15 protein-coding genes are annotated in these 18,413 nt (G+C 72.1%); 1 reads left to right on the top strand and 14 read right to left on the bottom strand.

The annotated features are described in order from the left end of the window. Positions 1 to 3 precede the first annotated feature (3 nt). The 14 genes from HCC78_RS20790 to HCC78_RS20725 all read right to left on the bottom strand — a co-directional run bounded on the left by HCC78_RS20790 (position 4) and on the right by HCC78_RS20725 (position 12,824). The gene (locus HCC78_RS20790) at positions 4 to 426 is read right to left on the bottom strand and encodes a GPW/gp25 family protein (RefSeq protein WP_172330719.1); all 423 of its coding nucleotides are present in this window, start codon (positions 424 to 426) and stop codon (positions 4 to 6) included. After that, complete coding sequence (locus HCC78_RS20785) at positions 423 to 1,973, bottom strand: hypothetical protein (protein ID WP_172330718.1); 1,551 nt, start codon at positions 1,971 to 1,973, stop codon at positions 423 to 425. Before HCC78_RS20785 ends, HCC78_RS20790 begins: the two co-directional genes overlap by 4 nt. Beyond that, a complete protein-coding gene (locus HCC78_RS20780) occupies positions 1,967 to 2,644 on the bottom strand; it encodes a phage baseplate assembly protein V (protein WP_172330717.1) in 678 nt (225 codons plus the stop codon). Before HCC78_RS20780 ends, HCC78_RS20785 begins: the two co-directional genes overlap by 7 nt. 2 nt (positions 2,645 to 2,646) lie before the next feature. Beyond that, positions 2,647 to 3,738: a phage late control D family protein gene (locus HCC78_RS20775; RefSeq protein WP_172330716.1), complete on the bottom strand. Its 1,092-nt coding sequence runs from the start codon at positions 3,736 to 3,738 to the stop codon at positions 2,647 to 2,649. Positions 3,739 to 3,747: 9 nt separating this feature from the next. Next, positions 3,748 to 3,918, bottom strand: a complete 171-nt coding sequence (locus HCC78_RS20770) for a hypothetical protein (RefSeq protein WP_172330715.1) — start codon at positions 3,916 to 3,918, stop codon at positions 3,748 to 3,750. A gap of 3 nt (positions 3,919 to 3,921) precedes the next feature. Further along, positions 3,922 to 5,055 (bottom strand): hypothetical protein, encoded by a 1,134-nt coding sequence (locus tag HCC78_RS20765; RefSeq protein ID WP_172330714.1) that lies wholly within the window; start codon positions 5,053 to 5,055, stop codon positions 3,922 to 3,924. After that, on the bottom strand, positions 5,052 to 5,555 hold the full coding sequence (locus tag HCC78_RS20760) for a phage tail protein (protein ID WP_172330713.1): 504 nt from the start codon (positions 5,553 to 5,555) through the stop codon (positions 5,052 to 5,054). The genes HCC78_RS20765 and HCC78_RS20760 overlap by 4 nt, the downstream gene beginning before the upstream one ends. After that, a complete protein-coding gene (locus HCC78_RS20755; protein ID WP_172330712.1) occupies positions 5,552 to 7,492 on the bottom strand; it encodes a hypothetical protein in 1,941 nt (646 codons plus the stop codon). Before HCC78_RS20755 ends, HCC78_RS20760 begins: the two co-directional genes overlap by 4 nt. 8 nt (positions 7,493 to 7,500) lie before the next feature. Then, positions 7,501 to 7,959, bottom strand: coding sequence for a phage tail protein (locus tag HCC78_RS20750; protein ID WP_172330711.1), 459 nt, complete (start codon positions 7,957 to 7,959; stop codon positions 7,501 to 7,503). A 12-nt stretch (positions 7,960 to 7,971) separates the two neighbouring features. Beyond that, positions 7,972 to 10,035: a phage tail sheath subtilisin-like domain-containing protein gene (locus tag HCC78_RS20745; RefSeq protein ID WP_172330710.1), complete on the bottom strand. Its 2,064-nt coding sequence runs from the start codon at positions 10,033 to 10,035 to the stop codon at positions 7,972 to 7,974. Between the two features lie 14 nt (positions 10,036 to 10,049). Next, complete coding sequence (locus tag HCC78_RS20740) at positions 10,050 to 10,877, bottom strand: hypothetical protein (protein WP_172330709.1); 828 nt, start codon at positions 10,875 to 10,877, stop codon at positions 10,050 to 10,052. After that, positions 10,874 to 11,464, bottom strand: coding sequence for a DUF4255 domain-containing protein (locus HCC78_RS20735; protein ID WP_172330708.1), 591 nt, complete (start codon positions 11,462 to 11,464; stop codon positions 10,874 to 10,876). The genes HCC78_RS20740 and HCC78_RS20735 overlap by 4 nt, the downstream gene beginning before the upstream one ends. After that, positions 11,464 to 11,742: a hypothetical protein gene (locus HCC78_RS20730; protein ID WP_172330707.1), complete on the bottom strand. Its 279-nt coding sequence runs from the start codon at positions 11,740 to 11,742 to the stop codon at positions 11,464 to 11,466. Before HCC78_RS20730 ends, HCC78_RS20735 begins: the two co-directional genes overlap by 1 nt. A 194-nt stretch (positions 11,743 to 11,936) precedes the next feature. Further along, on the bottom strand, positions 11,937 to 12,824 hold the full coding sequence (locus HCC78_RS20725) for a BTAD domain-containing putative transcriptional regulator (protein ID WP_172330706.1): 888 nt from the start codon (positions 12,822 to 12,824) through the stop codon (positions 11,937 to 11,939). Positions 12,825 to 13,468: 644 nt separating this feature from the next. Between HCC78_RS20725 and HCC78_RS20720 the strand changes: the two genes are divergently transcribed. Further along, on the top strand, positions 13,469 to 18,394 hold the full coding sequence (locus HCC78_RS20720) for a DUF4157 domain-containing protein (protein WP_172330705.1): 4,926 nt from the start codon (positions 13,469 to 13,471) through the stop codon (positions 18,392 to 18,394). Positions 18,395 to 18,413 lie beyond the last annotated feature (19 nt).

The raw sequence follows: 18,413 nt of genomic DNA, 5'->3' as shown, positions 1-18,413 counted from the left end.
GGCTCAGCCTCCCATCGCCAGGTCGAACAGCATCCGGCTTCCCGAGCCGGTGCGCAGCAAACGGTAGGTCAGCTCGACCCGCAGCGTGTCGGGCCGGTCCTCCAGCTCCCAGACCTCGATGCCCTCGACCGCGATCCGCGGCTCCCACAGGGCGAGGGCGCGGGCGATCCGGTCATGGACGCGCTTGCGCGTGGTCAGGGTGTTGGGCTCGTGCAGCAGGTCGGCCAGCCCGGCCCCGAAATCGGGATGCAGCAGCATCTCGCCCGGCGCGGTCTCCAGGATGATGCGGATCTGGTCGCGCACGCTCTTCTCCAGCGCGGGATGGGCGAGGCCGCCCTCCTGCGGCTGCGGCGCGAAGGGCCAGCCGAGCGGGTCGGGCGCGGCGCCGGCCGGGCGCAGGGCGGGGGCAAGCCGGGCAGAGGTCATCCGTCGTCCTCCTCGATGGTGGGGAAGGGAATGCAGATCCGGATGAAGGGCAGCCACCAGAACAGCAGGTGGAACAGCACCAGGAAGATCTGCAGCACGATGAAGGCGCAGATCGTCAGGATCGGGATCGAGAAGCCGCAGATCATGCCGAAGCCCAGCTTCTTGCCCGGCGCGTTGCCGTCCGACAGGTCGCCGAGCTTCAGCCCGGACATGAACTGCTGGATTTCCTCGGGCACCTTGAAGGCGACGTTCGGCTTGAGCTTTCCGTAGAATCCGTCGGTCAGCCGCGGCAGTTCCACCACCGTCGGCGGGGCGTCGCCGCCCTCGTACCAGGGCACGATCTCGAAGGGCTCGGACGGCGCGCTCCAGATGGTCTTCGGCGGGCAGCCGCAGTCGCCCGCGAGGCGCAGCCAGGCCGCGACCTCGTAGCGGGCGGAGAGATCCTCGAACCGCGCCTCCACCGGCGACAGCCGCGCCCAGCGGGCCGACATGGCGGCCAGGATGTCGGCGACGATGTCCTCCTCGGCGTCCTCGGAGATCGCCGGCCAGGAATAGGGCAGGATCATCGAGCTGCGGCTGCGGGTGACGCGCAGCTCGTAGGCTTCCAGCAGCGCGTCGTAGAAGGTGACGTCCTCGTTGACTTCCTCGTCCTGCTCGGAGGGGCGCGACAGGACGGTCGCGGACAGCCGGTCGCGCAGCGCGGCGGCGCCCTCGTCGCTGAACAGCCCCGGCTCCTGCGCGAGATAGCTGACCGCCGCGGTCAGGGCCTCTGCCGCCGCGCCGGTGCTGGTGCCGTATAGCGTGCCGCCGCCCGCGGACGGCAGCTGCGCGCCGCCGGGATCGGCCATCAGCATCGCGGGCAGCCGCGCCGCGACATCCGCCGCCGAGAACGGCGCTTCCGGGGCCGGGTCGTCCTCGGAGCGCGCGTCGCTTGTCACCGGCACCATGCCGTAGAGCACCGTTCGGCCGATGCTGCCGGCAAGGGCGGGCGGCACCGCGAAGAGCGGCGCGGAATCCTCGGTCCAGCCGGAATGGGCCGGCAGGATGCGCCGCCCCTGTCGCAGCACCTTGCGGTTCAGTCCCCGGGACTGGGTGCTGCGCATCTCCGGATCGGGATCCCAGGCGGGCGGATCGCCGGTCGCCTCGCCGGGCAGGTCGCGCCAGCCCAGCACCTTTTCGCCCGCGGTCATCCAGCCCTGCACGGTCGCGTCGCTCCCGCTGCCGATCCGCCGCCGGACGCAGAGGCCGGAGGCGAGGATCTTCGCCGGGTCGAGCCGCGGCTGCCCGTCGGTCGCGCAATGCGCCTCGACCGCGGCGATGTTGAACATGCGGTGGACCGGCTGCTGCAGACGCAGGATGCTGTCGGCGCCGCGGCGCATCCGGCCGGCGCCGTCCGCCAGCACTCGGCGTCCGTCCGCATCGGCCATCCGCTTGAGGAAGGCGGCGACGAAATTCTGGTCGGCAAGCCCGATGATCACCGGCGCGGCGCCGGGATCGGCGAGGCCGGGCAGCTTCGTGCCGCGCAGGAGGGTGGCATGTCCTACCATACGTTGCCCGCTCCCGGAGTGTAGACCGAGGCCACCACGGTGGTGGTGGACAGGGTGTTGCAATGGACCACGCCAGAGAAGTCGGCGATGCCGGCGCTGACCGAGACCGATCCGGCCGAGGCCGAGATGGTCGATCCGTTCACCGTCACTGTGCCGCCGGTCTCGATCGTGATGCCCGAGCTGTCGAGCGTGACGGTCGAGCCGCCCGCGGTCAGCGTCAGGCTGCCGCCGCCGCTGTCGTCGAGCTCGGCCGAGACGCCGCCTGCGGTTTCCGCCAGCACGCGCGAGCCCGCGCTTTCGTCGAGCAGCACCTTGGTGCCCGCATGTCCCGCCAGCGCCCAGCGTTTCACCGCGCCGCCCTCAGCCGCGGTCTCGGGCGGATGGCGGTTGCCGGTGTAGAACGAACCGATCACCACCGGGCAGCGGCTGTCGCCGTCGAGGAAGGCGACCAGCACCTCGTCATCGACATCCGGCACGAAGACCGCGCCGTAGCCGCTGCCGGCGAAGGGCTGGGCGACCCGCGCCCAGCTCCGGCCCTCCTGGCCGCCGGCGCCGTTCCAGGCATGCAGCTCGATCTCCACGCGTCCCTGGCCGTCGGGATCGTCGACATTGCGCACCACGCCGAGGGTGAGCGGCTGGCTCAGGGCAACAGGATGGACGGGCATGTTCATGGTCAGCCTCCGAAATAGGCGGATTCGGCGCGGAATTCGGTGCGGTAGCCGTTTTCCTCGTCGAAGCGGTGGATGGTTTCGGTCACGGCGTAGCGGTTGGAGAAGCGCGGCCCGATGCCCGAAAGCTCCAGCGTCGCGCCGATGCGGATCGCCGGATCGCCGGTGGCGGTGCCCTCGACCGAGACGAAGCGCCGGGCGCGGCGCTGGAACAGAGTGTCGACCAGCGCCTGCGCTTCGCCGGCATCGCGCACGGCATGGGCGCCGGCATGTTCGCTGCGCTGCCCGAAGACCTCGGCGAGGACCGCGGCGCCGTCGCGGCCGCTGCCGGGACCGGTGGCGCTGCCGCTGCTTTCGGCGGTGATCCGCTCGGAGGTCGAGGGATCCCAGCCCGACCAGGTCACCGCGCCGACCTGGTCCGCCAGGTCGGCGACGGCACGCAGCTCCAGCAGCGTGTCACCATAGGCCAGCGCGACATCGCCGCGGGCCCCGGCCGCGCGCGGCGCGGCCTGCAGCACGGTGCCGACGATCTGGCAGTCGCAGTCATGCCGCCCCAGCAGGCGGCGCAGGAAGCCCAGGTCGGTCTCGTTCAGCTGCAGGTCGGGCCCGGTCTCCATGTCGAGCCCGTCGGCTTCCAGCCGCAGCCCGCTGTCGCCTGCCAGCGTCTCGGCGACGGATTGCAGCGTGCCTGCCTCGAACAGGCGGGTGCGCCGCGCCAGCCGCATCGCCATCAGCGCATCCTCGGCCATCACCGTCAGGGCGGGCGTCTTGCCGATTTCCAGCACCAGCTCCAGCGCCGAGACCGTGCCCTGGAAGATCTCCTGCGGGTCGTCCCGCGGCCCGGTGACGACGCGGATCTCCGCGCCGAGCGACAGCTGGTCGTTGGCGGAGCCTTCGAAGGCGAAATCCGCGCCGTCCGCGCTCCCGGTCGCGGCGTTCTCGAACTGCACCTCCAGCGAGGACAGCCCGCCTTCGGTCTCGCGCATCTCCAGGCGGCGCATCAGCCGGGTCGCCAGCAGGTCCTCGGACCCGGCGATCTCCATCCGGGGGCGGGCGCTGTAGACGGCGAGGTCGCTTGCGGCGGGCTGGATGGTCATCGCGCCCCCCTATTCCGCGCTCAGGCGGCGGCTGCGCCATTCCGCGCGGGCGGCGGCGCGCAGCGCGTTGCGGACGGGATCCTCGGCATCGACCGGCTCGGGACCGGGCAGCTGGGCCGGGCGGGGCCGGGCCTCCTGCGGCGGCAGTTCGGTCAGCAGCTCGTTGATGATGACAGGCATGGCTCAGTCCCCCTGATACGTGATCCGCGCGGTGCCGCGGCCGACCGGCGCGGCAAAGCTGGCCCCGGCCGAGGCGCTGGCCCGCCCACCGAGCTGGACGCCGCCGGCGGCCCCGGCAGGGGGCGGCGCGGCGGCGGATTTCGAAAAGCTGGCGGAGACCGACGGGCCGCGCACCGACAGGCCGGAGAAAGCCGCGGCGGTGCCGCCCTGCAGCCCGGCGGAGATCCCGCCGCCGAGACCCGCCGAGACGCCGCCGGAGACCCCGGCCGACAGGCCCGCGCCGCCCGACACGCCCGCGGAGAAACCCGCCGAGGCGCCGCCGGAAATGCCGCCCGAGATTCCGGCCGAAAGCCCGCCTGACACGCCGGCCGAGATCCCGCCGGAGAGGCCCGCGGAGATGCCGGCCGAGCCGCCGACCCCCGCCGACACCCCGCCGCCGATCCCGGCGGACAGCCCGGCCCCTGCGGCGGCGAAGGCGGCCGGGGGACGTCCCAGCCCGCCGCCCGGCGCGGTTTCCACCTGCGCGGCATCGGGGAAGCGGCTGTTTTCCAGCCCGTTGGCCTCCGCCGCGGCGGCATCGGCCTGGGCGCCGTCGCCGGTGGCCGGAGCGAGCGGCGAGGACGATCCGAACGGGCTGGCCCCGCCCACTGCGGCGCTTTCGGCGTTTTCCTTCGGCTTGAAGCTGCGTTCGGACTGGGTCAGCGACAGCGAGACCGAGGCCCGCAGCGGCACGCCGTTCTCGGAAAAGAAATCCAGCGATTCCGAATAGCTGTCGATATAGCCCTCGAAGGCGATGGTGCCCCATTCGAACTTGACGATCTGCGGCGCGCCCTTCTCCTTGGCATCGGCCTCGCCGGGTTCCAGGAAGGCGGCGAGCTTGCCGGTATGCTGGCGCACGTCGACGCCGGTGCCGCTGGTGTCGAAGACCAGCTCGGCCGAGAGCTGCGCGGTCGCCTCGCTGATCAGCTGCGGCGCCTGCTTGCCCTTGCCCTTCTTGAGGTTGTTTGTCAGCCGGATGTCCAGCTTCTCGGGGTTGAAATGCACCGTCACGACCTTGTCTGCGGGGGGCGGGCCGGTCAGCGGCTTGCCCTTCGCGTCGGTCGCGGGCGAGATCGTAGCCTGGACGAAGCCGGTCATGCCGCGCCTCCCGCTGCCGCCGGATGGTGCAGCTTCAGCCCCTCGTGGTTCAGGTGCAGCTCCTCGATGGCGATTTCCGATGAGGCGGCGTCGAGTCCGGCGGCCTTGTACTTGACGGGCAGCGCGTTCAGCAGCTCCCATTGCAGCACGCCGGTGGCGTGGTCGACCGGCTGCGAGGGGTCGAGCACGGTGATCAGCGCGTTCAGCCGGTAGGCATAGCTGCCGCCCGCCACCGCCTCGAACCAGTGCCACAGTCCGCGGTCCGCGCTCATGCCGCGCTTGAGAACGACGGTGGCGAAGCTGGTGCGCCCGGCACGCTGGCGGGTGCCGTAGTTCCAGCCGCCCTCCTTGATCTCGAAGCTCTCCATCGACGCCTCTAGCCCCTCGCACCCCGAGAAGGCGGCGCCGGCCACCTGCTGCGGGCTGCCGGTCTCGCCGCTGCCGAGATCGGAATCGAAGAAATCGGCACGGAAGCGGAAGCTGTGGAAATATTCCCTCATGGCGCGGCTCCTTCCGGCACCAGCGCGCCGTCGTCGCGCGCGGCGAGGCTGATGATCATGGTTTCGACCGACTGGGCCGGGGCGAGGGTGACCTGCGCGACCAGCCGTCCGGCATCGCGGTCGGCCGCCGACATGGTCGAGCCGTCGCAGACGACCGAGAAGGCCTCGGCCTCGGTGGCGCCGCGCAGCGCGCCCTCGCGCCAGATCCGGCGCAGCAGCGTGCCCAGACCATAGGCGATCTCGGCTGCCAGCCGGTCGCCGTTGCCGCGGAACACCATCGGCTCGCCCTGGCGGCGCGCGGCGCGCAGCACCAGCGCCATCAGCCGCCGCACGCCCGCCTGCACCGGGCCGGTCTCCAGCGTGAAGCTGCGGTCGCTGAGCACCTGCCAGCCGCGGGCGCGGCGGCCCAGCAGCGTCAGCTGCGCCAGCGCGCCGGCATCGGGATCGGGGGCTGGACGGGCATCCGGCAGGATGGACAGGACCCGCGGCAGGGCGCGTCCCGCGACGGTGCGCCAGGCGCCCTGTGCCAGCGTCGAGCCGGCGATGATCCCGGCCAGAAGGCCGTCGGCGGGCATCGCCGTGCCGGGATAGCCGCGGGCGAGCGGCGAGACCACCCAAGGGTAGACCACCTGCACCCGGTCGGAGGACAGCCGCGCGAAGCCGCCGCTGCCCTGCGCCATCGACGAGAGCAGCTCCGGCAGGCGGGCCGCAGCGCTGCGGTCGGGCAGGGGCAGCGCGAGAAGGCAGATGAGCTCGGGGGAGATCCGGCGCAGCTGGACATCCAGCCACTGGGCGAGCGCGGACCAGACCTGCAGCCCGGCCAGGCCCGACCGCGCCGGGGCGAGCGCCTCGGCCGCGCCCGCCTGGCCTGGGGCCGGGTCGGCGGCGCAGACCGCGAAGACCTCGGGCGGCCGGTCCGGCAGCACGGGCTGCGGCGCGGCGGGCTCCAGTTCCTGCAGCAGTTCCGGCAGGTCGGGGAACAGGACATGGGTGACGTCGGGCAGCGCGTTGAGCACGGCGCAGCCGCGCCAGTCGGCCTGGGCCATCGCCGAGGAGGCCAGCGCGGGCAGGGCCGCTCCCTGCCAATCCGCCAGCGTCGCGGCCCCGGGCAGGGCATCCGCGCCGATGCCGAGCACCAGCCGCAGCGCCGCCAGCCGTTCGGCCGCGCTGCAGACCAGCGGCGCCGGATCGCCCGTGCGGATCACCACCGCCTCGCGGCCGCCGCCCTCGAAGAAGCCGGCCACGGCCAGTTCCAGCGGACTGGCGGCGGTCCCGGCGGCATCGTGTCCTGCCACGGCGAAGCCGAGGGCGTCATTGGCGTAGACCGTCAGGCTGCCCGGCTGCCCGGTGGCGCGGCGGCGGAAGGCCAGCGCGGCGTAGCCCGTGCCCGACACCGGTTCCAGCGCCACGTCCGCCGCGCTGCCGAGCCCGGCCTGAAGGGCCGCGCGCAGATCCTCCCGCGCCATGCCGCCGGGCGGCAGCGCGATCTCCCGGTCCGTGCCGTCGACATTCACCACCGCCAGCGCGGTTGCCGCCGTGACCGTCACGGGGTCGGGAAGCGGCCGCCCCCGCACCACCGCCTGCCGGTCGGGCCGGGCGGCCACCGCGAAGATGGCGGCGAATTCGTCGAAGCTGCGCAGCCGCACCGGAATGTCGGCGATCTGCCCGCCGGTCGCCTCCAGCCGCGGCCCCCAGCCCTCGGCCTCCAGCCGCTGGCGCAGGCGGTTCAGCACGGCGTCGGCGCTCGGCACCGGCCGGCCGAGCCCGTCGAGCCGCGCCGTGCCGGTGCCGTCGTTTTCATGGAGGGCCGGGCCGTCGGGCAGGGGCAGGCCGGCCGGGGCGCGCAGCCCGGCCAGCCCGATGATGGCGGCGACATCCATCCGGTTCGGATCCGCCGTCCTGCCCTGGTTCGCCGTTTCGAAGACCAGCCCCACCATCGGATGCCTCAGGCCTCCTGCGACATCTGGATGTCGGTGACGGCGAGCGTCAGCTCCTCCATCGCGACATCGCCGCCGCCCTTCGCGTTCAGCGTCGGCGCGGTGTACTTGATCGGGAAGGCGTCGATCAGGGTCCAGCTCTGGACCACGTTCTTGTTCGCCTCGTCGCGCATCTTCACGGTGACGGTGCGCTTGCCGGACTCGAAGTCGCCGTCCTGCAGCGCCTTCAGCCAGGCGAAGAGCTTGTCGGAGTTGATCACCCCGCGCTTCAGCGTGACGTCCGAGACCTTGTACTTGCCGGGGACCTTCTGGACGACGTTGCGCTTGTCGGTGCCGGAACGGTACTCGGCGACCTCGAACTCGGTGCCGAGGCCCGAGAACTCGGCGAAGCCGGCCCCGATGCCGCCGCCATCCACGTCGACCTCGAAGTTGAACGGGTGGTAGGGATTGCCCTTGCGGTCTGCCATGTCGAGGCTCCTTTAGCTGTCGGCCGTTTTCTGGCCGATGCGGAAGATGACGAATTCGGCGGGCTTGAGCGCGGCGACGCCGATCTCGCAGATGAGCCGGCCGTTGTCGAAATCGTCCTGGGTCATGGTGGAGCGGTCGCAGCGCACGAAATAGGCCGCCTCGGGGGTGGACCCCATCAGCGCCCCGGCCCGCCACTGGCCGTAGAGGAAGGACGACACCGTCTCGCGGATGTTGGCCCAGAGCCGTTCGCCGTTCGGCTCGAACACCGCCCATTGGGTGCTGTCGTCGATCGACTTCTCGAGGAAGTTGAAATAGCGGCGGATGTTCACGTAGACCCATTCCGGATCCGAGGACATGGTGCGCGCGCCCCAGACCTGGTTGCCGCGGCCGAAGAAGCTGCGCAGGCAGTTGATGCCCTCGGGGTTCAGCACCTCCTGCTGGCCGGTATTGATGTCCCGCTCGAAGCGCAGCGCGCCGCGGACCACCTCGTTGGCCGGGGCCTTCCAGACGCCGTTCTCGAAATCGTTGCGGGCATAGATGCCGCAAATGAAGCCGGAGGGCGGCAGGGCCAGCTCCTTGGGGATGCTGTCGTCGCCGGGCCGCGCCAGCGGGTTCGGCACCATCACCCAGGGGTAGTAGAGCGCCGCATGCGAGCTGTCGAAGCGGGCCCGCACGTCGCGTGCCTCCGCCGGGCTCACGCCCTCGTCGGTGTCGAGCACCGCGATGCGGTAGCGCATCCGCTCGGCATGGCTGATCAGCGCGTTCTGCACGCCCTGGGCATCGGTGGCGTCCAGCGTCGAGCTGCCCGGCGCGGCGATGATCGAGATGTCGTCGACGGTTTCCAGCGCCAGCAGCGCGTCGCCGTAGGAGATCGAGGCATCGGTCGGGCTGGCATCGGCCGCCACAGGCGCGGAACCGTCGCCGCCGCCCGCCATGGCATAGACCGCCAGGTCGGGATCGTCGGCATCGGTCGCCGCGAACAGCGCGTCATGCAGCTGCGCCGCAGTCGGCGTGCCGGCCGGATCGAACCAGTAGGGGGTCACCATCGCCGCCGAGAGCGAGGACGGGGTTTCGGGCATCACCAGCGCCAGGCTGCGCGGATGGGCGGCGCCGAAGCCGATCTTCTCGTAGACCGTGGGGATGCCGCCGGCATCGACGGCCTCGACGTTCAGCGTCACCAGCGAGGTGTCGCCGGGAAGCGGATCGAGCGACAGCGTGTTGCCGCCGGAATCCGTCCAGGAGGCGGCGCCCTTCTCGAACAGGGTCTCGGTCATGGCATCCGTGCCGGTGACCTGCGGCCCGTTGATGCCGAGCGCGATCGAGACCGCGCCGACGAAGCGCAGCGTGCGGGTGGCGCCGGCATCGGCGGTGGTGAAGACCACCTGGTTGCCGTCGACCTCCACCAGCAGCCCGGGGATGGCTGCGGCGGTGACCGCGGCGACAACCTCGGCAGGCGTGACCGCGGCGAGATCGGCGGTGTTCCCGGCATTGAAGAGGACGTTGACCTGAGCCGCGTCGTTGACGCGGATGCCGAGCCCGGCGCCCGAGGTAAGGTCGAAGGGCCCGTCCGGGGTGCGGACCTCGGCCGGGGTGCCTGCGCTGGCAACTGCGACGCGGGCCAGCGATCCCTGCGGCGCCGTCTCCAGCGTGCGGGCGGTGGCCGGGGCAATCTTGCGGCGCAGCCGGATCACGCCGTTCAACCCGCTGCCGGGCATCCGCGCGCGGAAGGTGCCGCGCTGGTCGCCGGTCGCGGGCACCCGGGCCGAGGCCATCTCGGTGGCCGGACCGTTGAACACCCGCACCACGTAGAGCCGCGCGCCGCCATTGTCGAAATAGGCGCGCACCGCATGGGCCATGTAGTTCGGAACGTCGCCCGAGCCGAAATCGAGCGGCGCGGAGCCGCCGTAGATACGCTCGTACTCGCCGAAGCTGGTGATCACGTCCGAGGCGACGCCCTGCGGGCCGCGCCGCGTGGGGCCGACGAAGGCGGTGGTGGAGGTTCCGGCGGGCTGTATCGACTTCGTTCGGAAACTCGTTTCCTCGACGAAGACGCCTGGGGCTAGGTATTCCGGCATGTTCGCTCTCCTGTTCAGGGCAATGGCGCCAGCACGAGGCTGAGGTTTTCGGTGCTCATCCGTCCGGTTCGGAGGGACGGTTCGGGAAGGGTGCCCGAGACGGGTCCCCAGCCCTGCGGGTCGGCCAGGATGGCATCCGGATCCGGCGGCCAGGCGGGTCCGGCAGGCTCGGTCAGGATCTCGAGGCGCACCGGGACCGAGGTCAGCCCCACCGCTTCGGGATCCTCGTCCGAGGAAAAGTCGATGACCGGGATGCCGACGATCGGCACGAAGGCCTCTCCGCGGCGGTCGGCGATGCCCTGGCCCAGCTCCGCGCCGTCGGCGCGGCGCAGCACCCGCAGGAGCGCTCCGGCCAGCGGCCGGTCCGCCGGATCGGCGGCCTGGCGCGACAGCGAGGCGCGCAGTCCCGACCAGTTCGGGCCGACCGGCGCGGCGGGGGCGGGCATCATCACGATCTCCACCGGCCGCATCAGGTGGTCGGCGGGCAGCGGGTCCGCGTCGGCGGGCGAGGGCGGGCGCCGCGGCAGGCGCAGCGCGAAGCGCCGCGGCAGGTAGCGGCCCGAAGGGTCCTCGATCAGCAGCTCGAAGCTCAGCGATCCGGCCGGCGGTGCCGCCGGCGGGGCCTCGAAGGCCGCCGGGTGGGCGGCCAGCGCGCGCTCGGCCGCGGTTCTCGGCACGATGTCCAGCACCACCGCGTCGCCCGAGCGGTTGCGGCCGATCTTCAGCGCGGGATGGGTGATCCGCAGCGGCGCCTCGATGCGCAGGCCGGTGGTCCTGTCGACCAGCCGCAGCCCGGCCAGCGCCCGGCGGTCGAGCGTCTCCATGACCCGGATCCGGCTCATCGTCCCGTCTCCGTCAGCGTGCCGGGCGCCATCCGCCGCGACACCACCGGCGGCCGCACGGGCGCGGGCGGCGGATCGACATGGATCACCCGGGCGACATAGGTCGAGGACAGCCGGTACTTGGGCTCGAACACGTCCCAGAGGCGGCTCAGATCCTCCTGGCTGATGTTCGACGGGCTGATCTGCACGGTTTCCGAGGAATCCCAGCCGCCGGTCTCCATCAGCGTGGAGCGGTCGAGCACCGGGTTCCAGTGCAGCTGCGCCATCACCCAGGTCATCAGCAGCTGCTCGGTATGAGTGTTGTCGGCCCAGACCGAGACCATGAAATGCAGGTCGAGCGGCATCGCCCGAGGCTCTTCGCCCTCGCGCAGCGACGAGCCCGCCGGATGCAGGTACTGGTCGGGCAGGATGCGGTAGAGGTAGATCGAGACCGTGGTCTCGTCGAAGGGCTGGGCCTGGGCGAAATCGGCGCTTCCGGCCAGCTCGAAGCGGCAGGGATGATCGGCGCGCAGCTCCGCCGGATAGATGTTGCGGAAATACTGGGCGAGCGACTCGCCGACCGAATATACCGAAGAGAAATCAGCCATCAGAACACCTTGCGCCAGAGACGGTGGACGCATCCGCGCAGCCTGCCGCCCGCGGACCCGTCCGCGCGCTCCAGGCAGATGCCGCGGCGGCAGAGGCTGTCGCCGACCGCGTCGAGGGTCTCGCAATGCTCGACCTCGCCGCTCTCCACGTGCTGGAGCCGGATCCGCCAGCGCGGCCTTGCCTCGCCCGGCTGCGCGCCGGTCGGCAGGCAGCGGAGGAGGAATGACGTGCTGCCGGGAAGCCGGGTCTCGTCCAGTGTCGCATCCGCCTCGTCCACGCAGCCTCCCTTGCCGGGACCCGCCCGGCGCCTGCGCCGAGTCGGTCCCCCCATGCCGCCAGACTGCGCCGCCCCGGTCACGGCGCCGTCACGGGCCGGTCACCGCCGGGCGGGCGGACAAAAAAAACCGCCCCCGCGGCGGGGACGGCCTGGCCGGGAGCGGAGGAAGGCCCTCAAGGGCGGAAGGGGATGGGTCAGTCGCCGAGCATGCGGTCGAGACGTCCGGCGATCTCGCCGAGATGGATCTCCATCGCGGAGACCGCCTGGCGCAGCCGCAGCAGGTCGCGGCGGTGTCCTGAGCCGCAGGCGTCCATCTGCAGCGCCGCGGCGGCGGAGCCCTGGCGGCCGAGCCGCTCCAGCAGCGCGACGGTCTCGCGCACCGGTTCGGCACCGAGTTCCTCGCGCAGGATGTCGCGGCAGGCGTCGAACTGGCGGCGGACCAGATGCGGCCGGCCCAGCCGCGCCTGGGCGAGCATGATCCAGCGGTGCGCCTCCTCGCGCAGCGGATCGATCGCCAGAAGCGCCTGGCCATGCTGGATGGCGGGCTCGTTGCGGCCATGTTCGAGATTGGCCAGGATCAGATGCGCCAGGCACTGCTCCTTCAGGTCGTTCAGCCGCGTCCGCTCCAGCAGCACCCAATCGTCGTAATGGCCCTCCATGAGGTCGCGCGCGAAGAGGCCGAGCACGCGCTCCAGCGTGGCGATGTCCCCGCCGCCGAGCTCTGCCGCCGGGATGCCCAGGCAGCGCCTTGCCTCGGTCTCGAATTCCGCCACGTCGAGCCATAGCCGGGCGGACCGGCTGAGATGCAGCTCGCCCGAGGGGGTCGCCTGGACCAGCTCCTCGCCGCCGGGATGGCCCAGCTGCCGCCGCAGCCGCCATAGCGAGGTGGACAGCCGGGACCTTGCCTTCTCCGGCCCGGTCTCGTGCCAGAGCGTGTCGGCGAGCTTCTCCCGGGCGATCGGCCCGCCCCGGTTCAGCAGGAGATAGGACAGCAAAGTCTGTGCAGACCGCGCAATGTCGATGTCCGAACCTGAGTCCGTCACCCGCACCGCGCCGAAAAGCGTCACCGAAAGGCTAGTCATCGGGTCACCTTCTGAAGGGCAATTGAAATTGTGTGCGCGCACCAACATTAAGGTATTTTTTACGATTCCGATTATTACGAAAAACCCGCCTTTTGGGTACGATTTTCCGCTTTTGGCGCGGATAGCCATAGGAATGGCGGGGTTTCTCGGGCGGCGGCGGCAGGTTTTTCCGGACCGCGGCAAGGTCCGCCCTGTTTGGCGCTCCCGTCCCCGGCGGTGCAGGATTCTGAAATGGCTTGGCTTTCCCTGTCCGGCGATTTCTCCGCAGGGAGGCAAAAGAATGCAGCGGAGATGGGCCTTTGCGGCAGGAATTCCCGGGCCGAGGCAGCCGCTCCGCCCGGAAAACCGGCAACACCCCTCTGCGCCCGATTCTCCATAAACGGGGCGGCCCGAGATTTGCAGGGCCGCGCAGCGGGAATGGGCAGCCGCCGCATAAGAAAGCGGGAGTTCCGTCCAAGCGCTTTGGCAACGTCCGGAATTCCTGCCCCGGTCCCGACTCCGGGCGTAATTCCGGGCGGCCGAAAGCGTGCCGCGGAACGCCGTGACGGGCCGGTGACCGGGCGGTGACCGGCAGGGGCCAGTCTGGTTCCGGGCAATTCCGGACCGGGCGCCGTCCCGGCCGGCCAGTGGAGAAGCAGCAACCCATGGCAGATCTCGCCTCCGCCCGGCGCAGCGGGTCCGAATCCTCCCGTGCCCGGCCGGCCTCGCCCGAGGGGGGCGAGGCGCGGGCGGGTCTGCCCAGCTATCTCGGCGCGGGCGGCGCGGAGGCGGCAGGTCCGCTTCCGGCCTTCCTGCAGCGCAGTCCGCACGGGCCCGTGCCCGGCGGGGACGGCGCGGATGACGGCCCGCTGATCCAGCCCAAGCTCGAGATCAATGCTCCCGGCGACGCCTTCGAGGCGGAGGCGGACGGGGTTGCCGACCGGGTGTCCGGCGGGGCGGGCATGGCGGCGGCGGTCCTGGCCGGGCGGCCGGCGACGGTCCAGCGCAAGTGCAGCGCCTGCGCGGAAGCCGAGGCCGCGGGCGGGGCGGTGCCCTGTCCGGATTGCGCGGCGGAACAGGAAGGGGCGGTCCAGCGCAAGGAGACCGGCGCGGCGCCGCGGCCGAGCGCAGGCGCGGCCGATGCGGTGTCGCGGCCCGGGGCCGGCGCGCCGATGGATCCGGGGGTGCGCGCGCGGATCGAGCCGCAGCTCGGCCGCGACCTGTCGGATGTGCGGGTGCATGACGATGCGCGCTCGCGCGATGCCACCGCCTCGATCGGCGCCAAGGCCTTCACCCATCGCAACCACATCTGGCTCGGGCCGGGGCAGTCGGCCTCGGATGCCGGGCTGATGGCGCATGAGGCCACGCATACCGCCCAGCAGGCCGAGGGCGGCGCGGCGGGACCGGGCCTGATCCAGCGCGCGCCTGCCGACAACCGCCACCCGGAGGACGGCGCGGGGCCCGAATCGCGGATGAACGAGGAGATCGAGGAGGAGGTCGGCGACGAGGATCCGCCCGACCCCGACGAGCCCAAGCCGGAAATCGACGAGGCCGAGAAGGCGGCGCAGGCCGAGGCGCTGAAGGGGCCTGCCAAGCCCGATGCCGACCGTCCCGCGGCCGAGGCGCCGAAGGTCGATGCCGCCGCCGCCGAGGTCGAGGCCAAGGCCGACCAGCCCGGCGAGCCGGTGGCCGCGGGCCAGGGCGGCGGCGAGGCGGCCCCGCCGGAGGAGAAAGCAGCCGACGGCGCCGGGGCCGAGCTCAATGCCGCCCAGCAGGCGATGGCCGAGGCGGCGCAGCTGCCGGTGCCGCCCGAACCGCCGAAGATCGAGACGCCGGAGATCGTCGCGCCGGTCAATGCCGACGGCGAGGCGATGGTGCCGGATTTCGAGGGCGAGGCGCGGGTCCAGCTGCTGGCCGGCCAGCTGCAGGCGACGCAGGATGCGGCCCATGCGATGCGCCTGACCGCGCGCCAGGAGAAGGCCAATGCCGCGCTGATGCGGGGCAATATCGCGCTGGTCCAGACCCATGTGGCCGAGGCCGAAGGCGGGCTCGGCAATGCGCGCTCGCAGCTGGATTTCCGCCGCTCGGTGATCGAGCAGTCGGAATCGGCGCTCGGCACTTCCGAGGAGAAGGCCGCCACCGTGGCGGCCGAGGCGCCCGACTATGCCGCCGAGGCCGGCGAGGCTGCGGGCGAAAGCGGGCCGATGGCGTCGGAGGCGGCGGAAACCTCGGCCGAGGCGGCCTCTACGACGCCGGACGATCCGGAGGCGGCGGAATCGAACCAGGAGCAGGCCGGGCAGATGTCCTCGGTCTCGGGCGATTCCGCGACGATGGACCAGGCGGTGTCGATGACCGCGACGCGGGCCGGCGAGCTGGCCCAGGATGCCGCCGCCGCGACGGCGAAGAACGAGGAGGCGCGCGGCCAGATCGACGAGGCCTCTGCCGCCGCGGAGGCGACCGACACCCGGATCGGCGAGATGGAGGGCGAGGCCCAGACCGCCCGCGGCGCAGTGGAGGCGGTGGCCGAGAAGCCGCAGGCGATCGAGGCCGAGGCCGACCGGATGGATGCCGAGGCCGACGCGATCGGCAAGCGCGCGGCCGCCCGTGCGGCGGTGCTTGCTTCGATCCAGACCGGCTACCAGCAGGACGCCGCCCGTGTGCCGGGCACCGAGACCCTGGCCAAGGAGAACCGCGGCACCATCCAGCGCACCGAGGATCCGGCCGCGCCCGAGGGGCCGTCGCCGCTGCCGCGCGGCTACGAAGGCCGCCGCCGGGTGGATCTGCGCAGCTCGATCTTCGGCGAGCCGGAGCTGACCGAGGAGCAGCGCGCCAAGCAGGCGGAAGAGCAGCAGCGCGCGCAGGAGCGCCGCGCCGCGCGCCTGTCCCAGCTGGAGGAGGAATACGGATCCGATCTCGACGGGCTGTCGGGCCTGGACAAGGCGGGGATCGCGCTCGGGCTGATGCGCGACGACCTGTTCGGCTCGGTTTCCGAGATCGGCTGGCCGGATTTCAGCATGGAGGGCATCGGCCATGCGCTGATCGGCATCTTCGACCCGACCGGCCCGCTGGAGGGCGTGCTGTCGGGCCTTTCCAAGGTCGCCTCGGGCGCGCTCAACCTTTTCGACGGCGAGCAATGGGCCCGCGATCCGCTGGGAAACCTGCTGAAATCCGCCGCCGACATCGCCACCGGCATCACCGTGATCCTCGGATCGATCGTCGCGCTGGCGGGGGTGGTCATGGCGATCATGGCCGCGGTCATCGTCGCCACGCTGGGCTGGGCCACGCCGGTCTGCCTGCCGGTCATCACCTTCTGCGGCAACGTCATGGTCACGGTGGGCGGCTGGACGATCTCGGTCGGTCTGCTGGCGGCCTATTACCAGAGCCTGCTCTTCATCAAGAACCTGGTCGACGCGATGACCGCCCAGACCGCGGAGGAGCTGCTGGTCGAGTCCGAGCAGATGACCGAGGACACCAAGCAGGCGGGCGAGATCGCGATGCAGGTGGGCACCGCGACCCTGGCCGTGGCGGGCGGGGCGCAGATGTCCGCCGAATTGCAGGGCATCCGCGCGGTCGAGGGGGCGGCGGGACGCGCCGCGATGCGGCAGGCGGCCTTCGACATGGCCGAGACCCAGACGCTCGACGCGATCGAGGATGCGGTGATCCAGGGCGCGCTCGGCGAGGAGTGGGGCGGGATCTACGGCATCGCGCAGATGGGCCACGGGCTGCACGGCGCGATGCGCGGCGGCGGCGCCCCGCATGGCGAGGGCGGAGCGCCGCCGCCCGAAGGCGGCGCGGCCCATCCCGCCGAGGCGCCGCCGCGGACGCCGGAGACGCCGCCGCCGCATGCCGAGGTGCCCGAAGGCGGGCCGCCTCCCGGGGCCGCCGCGCCTGCCGATGCGCCGGCGCCTGCAGCGGGCCCGGAGCCTGCGCCGCGCCAGCCGGAGGCGGAGGCGCCCGCAGCCCCCGCCGAGGGTGCCGCCGCCGCGCCGGAGCCCGCGCGGGACGCGCCCGCCCCCGACAGCGGGGCGGATGTCCAGCCGGAGATGCCGCAGCGCCCGGTGGTGGCCGGGGAGGGCGCGCCGCCGCTGCCTCCCGGCCCCGAAGGCGGCCCGGCGCGGCGCCCGGATGCGGATGCCGAGGCTCCGGCCGCGCGGCCGGAAGCGGAGGCGGCCCCGGCCCGCCATGAGGCCGAGGCGCCGCGCGATCCGGCCCAGGATGCGCAGCTGCGGCAGGAAGCGGCCGGGCGCTCCGGCGAGGAGATGACTTCCGAGCACCGCGCTGCCGAGGCGGCGCAATTCGCCGAGACGCCGGCCCAGCCGGTGGAGAGCGACGCGCTGCGCGAGATGGGCTTCGAGGAGCAGCGTCCGCTCGACAACGGGCTCGACTACGTGACCAGCGACCAGCTCGGGGCTTCCTGCCGGATCGCCAACACGACCTGCGGCAGCGGCGGCGACGGCCCCGATCCCGAGCGTCCGCTGGAGAGCAACGACCTCTCCGAACAGGTCGACGCGGCCCTTTCGGGCGATCCCGCCGCAGCGGAGCCCGGCCCCGAGAGCGCCGCGCCGGAAGCTGCGGCCGACAGCCCCTCCGAGGCTGTCCCACCCGGGGAAACCCCATCGGCAAGGTCGGTTGACGGAGATGCCGAGGGCACCACGGCCGACAGGCCCGCGGAGGCGCCTGCGCCTGCGGAACCCGGCGCGCAGAGACCGGCCGATGCCGCTCCGGAAACTCCCTCCGACACTCCGGCGCCTGCTCCCGACGCAGATGCCGCGCCGGAGTCCCCGCAGCAGTCCACGTCTCCGGACAGCCAGCCGCCGGCGTCCGACCGGCCGCATCAGGAACTCAGCGACGCCGATCTTGATTCCAGGATCGCTGAGCATGATGCCGCGGCGCAAGAAGCCATGCACGGCGACGTCCGGCTGGATGCGGATGGCAACATCGATCCGGTCGCGAAGGAGCTGCGCTGGGAAAGGTACCAGCGGAGCGACGCAGATCCGAAGCAGAGCTACGACACTTGGTCGGCGGGCTACGACCGGCTGGTCGAGTCGCATGTCCGGGGAATAGCGGAAGAAAGGGCAGCCCTGTCCGAACTCGGGTTGACCAACAACAATGCCGGCACGACCGAGACCATCCGGCCCGAAGGCGAAACCCGCGGCGGCACCAGGCCCGACAGTTCGACCGGCGCGATGGTCGTCGATCCGGACGGTTCGGTCCATATCATCGACGTCAAATCCGTGTCGGGCGAGCGGATGCCGGATGGCAGCGAGCGGGTCGTCTACGATACCGACCAGATTCGCCAGCAACGCGATGCCGCCCATGGGCGCGAATACCAGCGTGACTACATGGGCGAGGGCAACACGGCAAACCAGTCCCATGCCGTGATCATAAGCAGCCCCGACCCGTCCTCCGTCCGCCCGAGCCGCCCGCTGGGCGAAGGCTCGATGGTCATCCACCGGACGCCGCCCACGGGCGAGGGCCAGACCGGGACCTACCGGGTCTGGCTTCCGGATCCGTCAACGCCGCATGGCGGCTGGTGGTCGCCCGAAATCCCGATGTCCGAGGTTCTCCGATATATCAGCCGCGGCACCTAGGATGCCGGAGCAGATTTTG

The organism is Mangrovicoccus sp. HB161399, assembly GCF_013184745.1.
Classification (GTDB): domain Bacteria; phylum Pseudomonadota; class Alphaproteobacteria; order Rhodobacterales; family Rhodobacteraceae; genus Mangrovicoccus.
Note: the sequence above shows the minus strand (reverse complement) of the source record. Positions and strands in the feature narration are given on the sequence as shown.

Bases quoted from the DNA above. Each gene is read 5' to 3' on its own strand.
- HCC78_RS20790 (WP_172330719.1), bottom strand. From the start codon at position 426: ATGACCTCTGCCCGGCTTGCCCCCGCCCTGCGCCCGGCCGGCGCCGCG.
- HCC78_RS20785 (WP_172330718.1), bottom strand. From the start codon at position 1,973: ATGGTAGGACATGCCACCCTCCTGCGCGGCACGAAGCTGCCCGGCCTC.
- HCC78_RS20780 (WP_172330717.1), bottom strand. From the start codon at position 2,644: ATGAACATGCCCGTCCATCCTGTTGCCCTGAGCCAGCCGCTCACCCTC.
- HCC78_RS20775 (WP_172330716.1), bottom strand. From the start codon at position 3,738: ATGACCATCCAGCCCGCCGCAAGCGACCTCGCCGTCTACAGCGCCCGC.
- HCC78_RS20770 (WP_172330715.1), bottom strand. From the start codon at position 3,918: ATGCCTGTCATCATCAACGAGCTGCTGACCGAACTGCCGCCGCAGGAG.
- HCC78_RS20765 (WP_172330714.1), bottom strand. From the start codon at position 5,055: ATGACCGGCTTCGTCCAGGCTACGATCTCGCCCGCGACCGACGCGAAG.
- HCC78_RS20760 (WP_172330713.1), bottom strand. From the start codon at position 5,555: ATGAGGGAATATTTCCACAGCTTCCGCTTCCGTGCCGATTTCTTCGAT.
- HCC78_RS20755 (WP_172330712.1), bottom strand. From the start codon at position 7,492: ATGGTGGGGCTGGTCTTCGAAACGGCGAACCAGGGCAGGACGGCGGAT.
- HCC78_RS20750 (WP_172330711.1), bottom strand. From the start codon at position 7,959: ATGGCAGACCGCAAGGGCAATCCCTACCACCCGTTCAACTTCGAGGTC.
- HCC78_RS20745 (WP_172330710.1), bottom strand. From the start codon at position 10,035: ATGCCGGAATACCTAGCCCCAGGCGTCTTCGTCGAGGAAACGAGTTTC.
- HCC78_RS20740 (WP_172330709.1), bottom strand. From the start codon at position 10,877: ATGAGCCGGATCCGGGTCATGGAGACGCTCGACCGCCGGGCGCTGGCC.
- HCC78_RS20735 (WP_172330708.1), bottom strand. From the start codon at position 11,464: ATGGCTGATTTCTCTTCGGTATATTCGGTCGGCGAGTCGCTCGCCCAG.
- HCC78_RS20725 (WP_172330706.1), bottom strand. From the start codon at position 12,824: ATGACTAGCCTTTCGGTGACGCTTTTCGGCGCGGTGCGGGTGACGGAC.
- HCC78_RS20720 (WP_172330705.1), top strand. From the start codon at position 13,469: ATGGCAGATCTCGCCTCCGCCCGGCGCAGCGGGTCCGAATCCTCCCGT.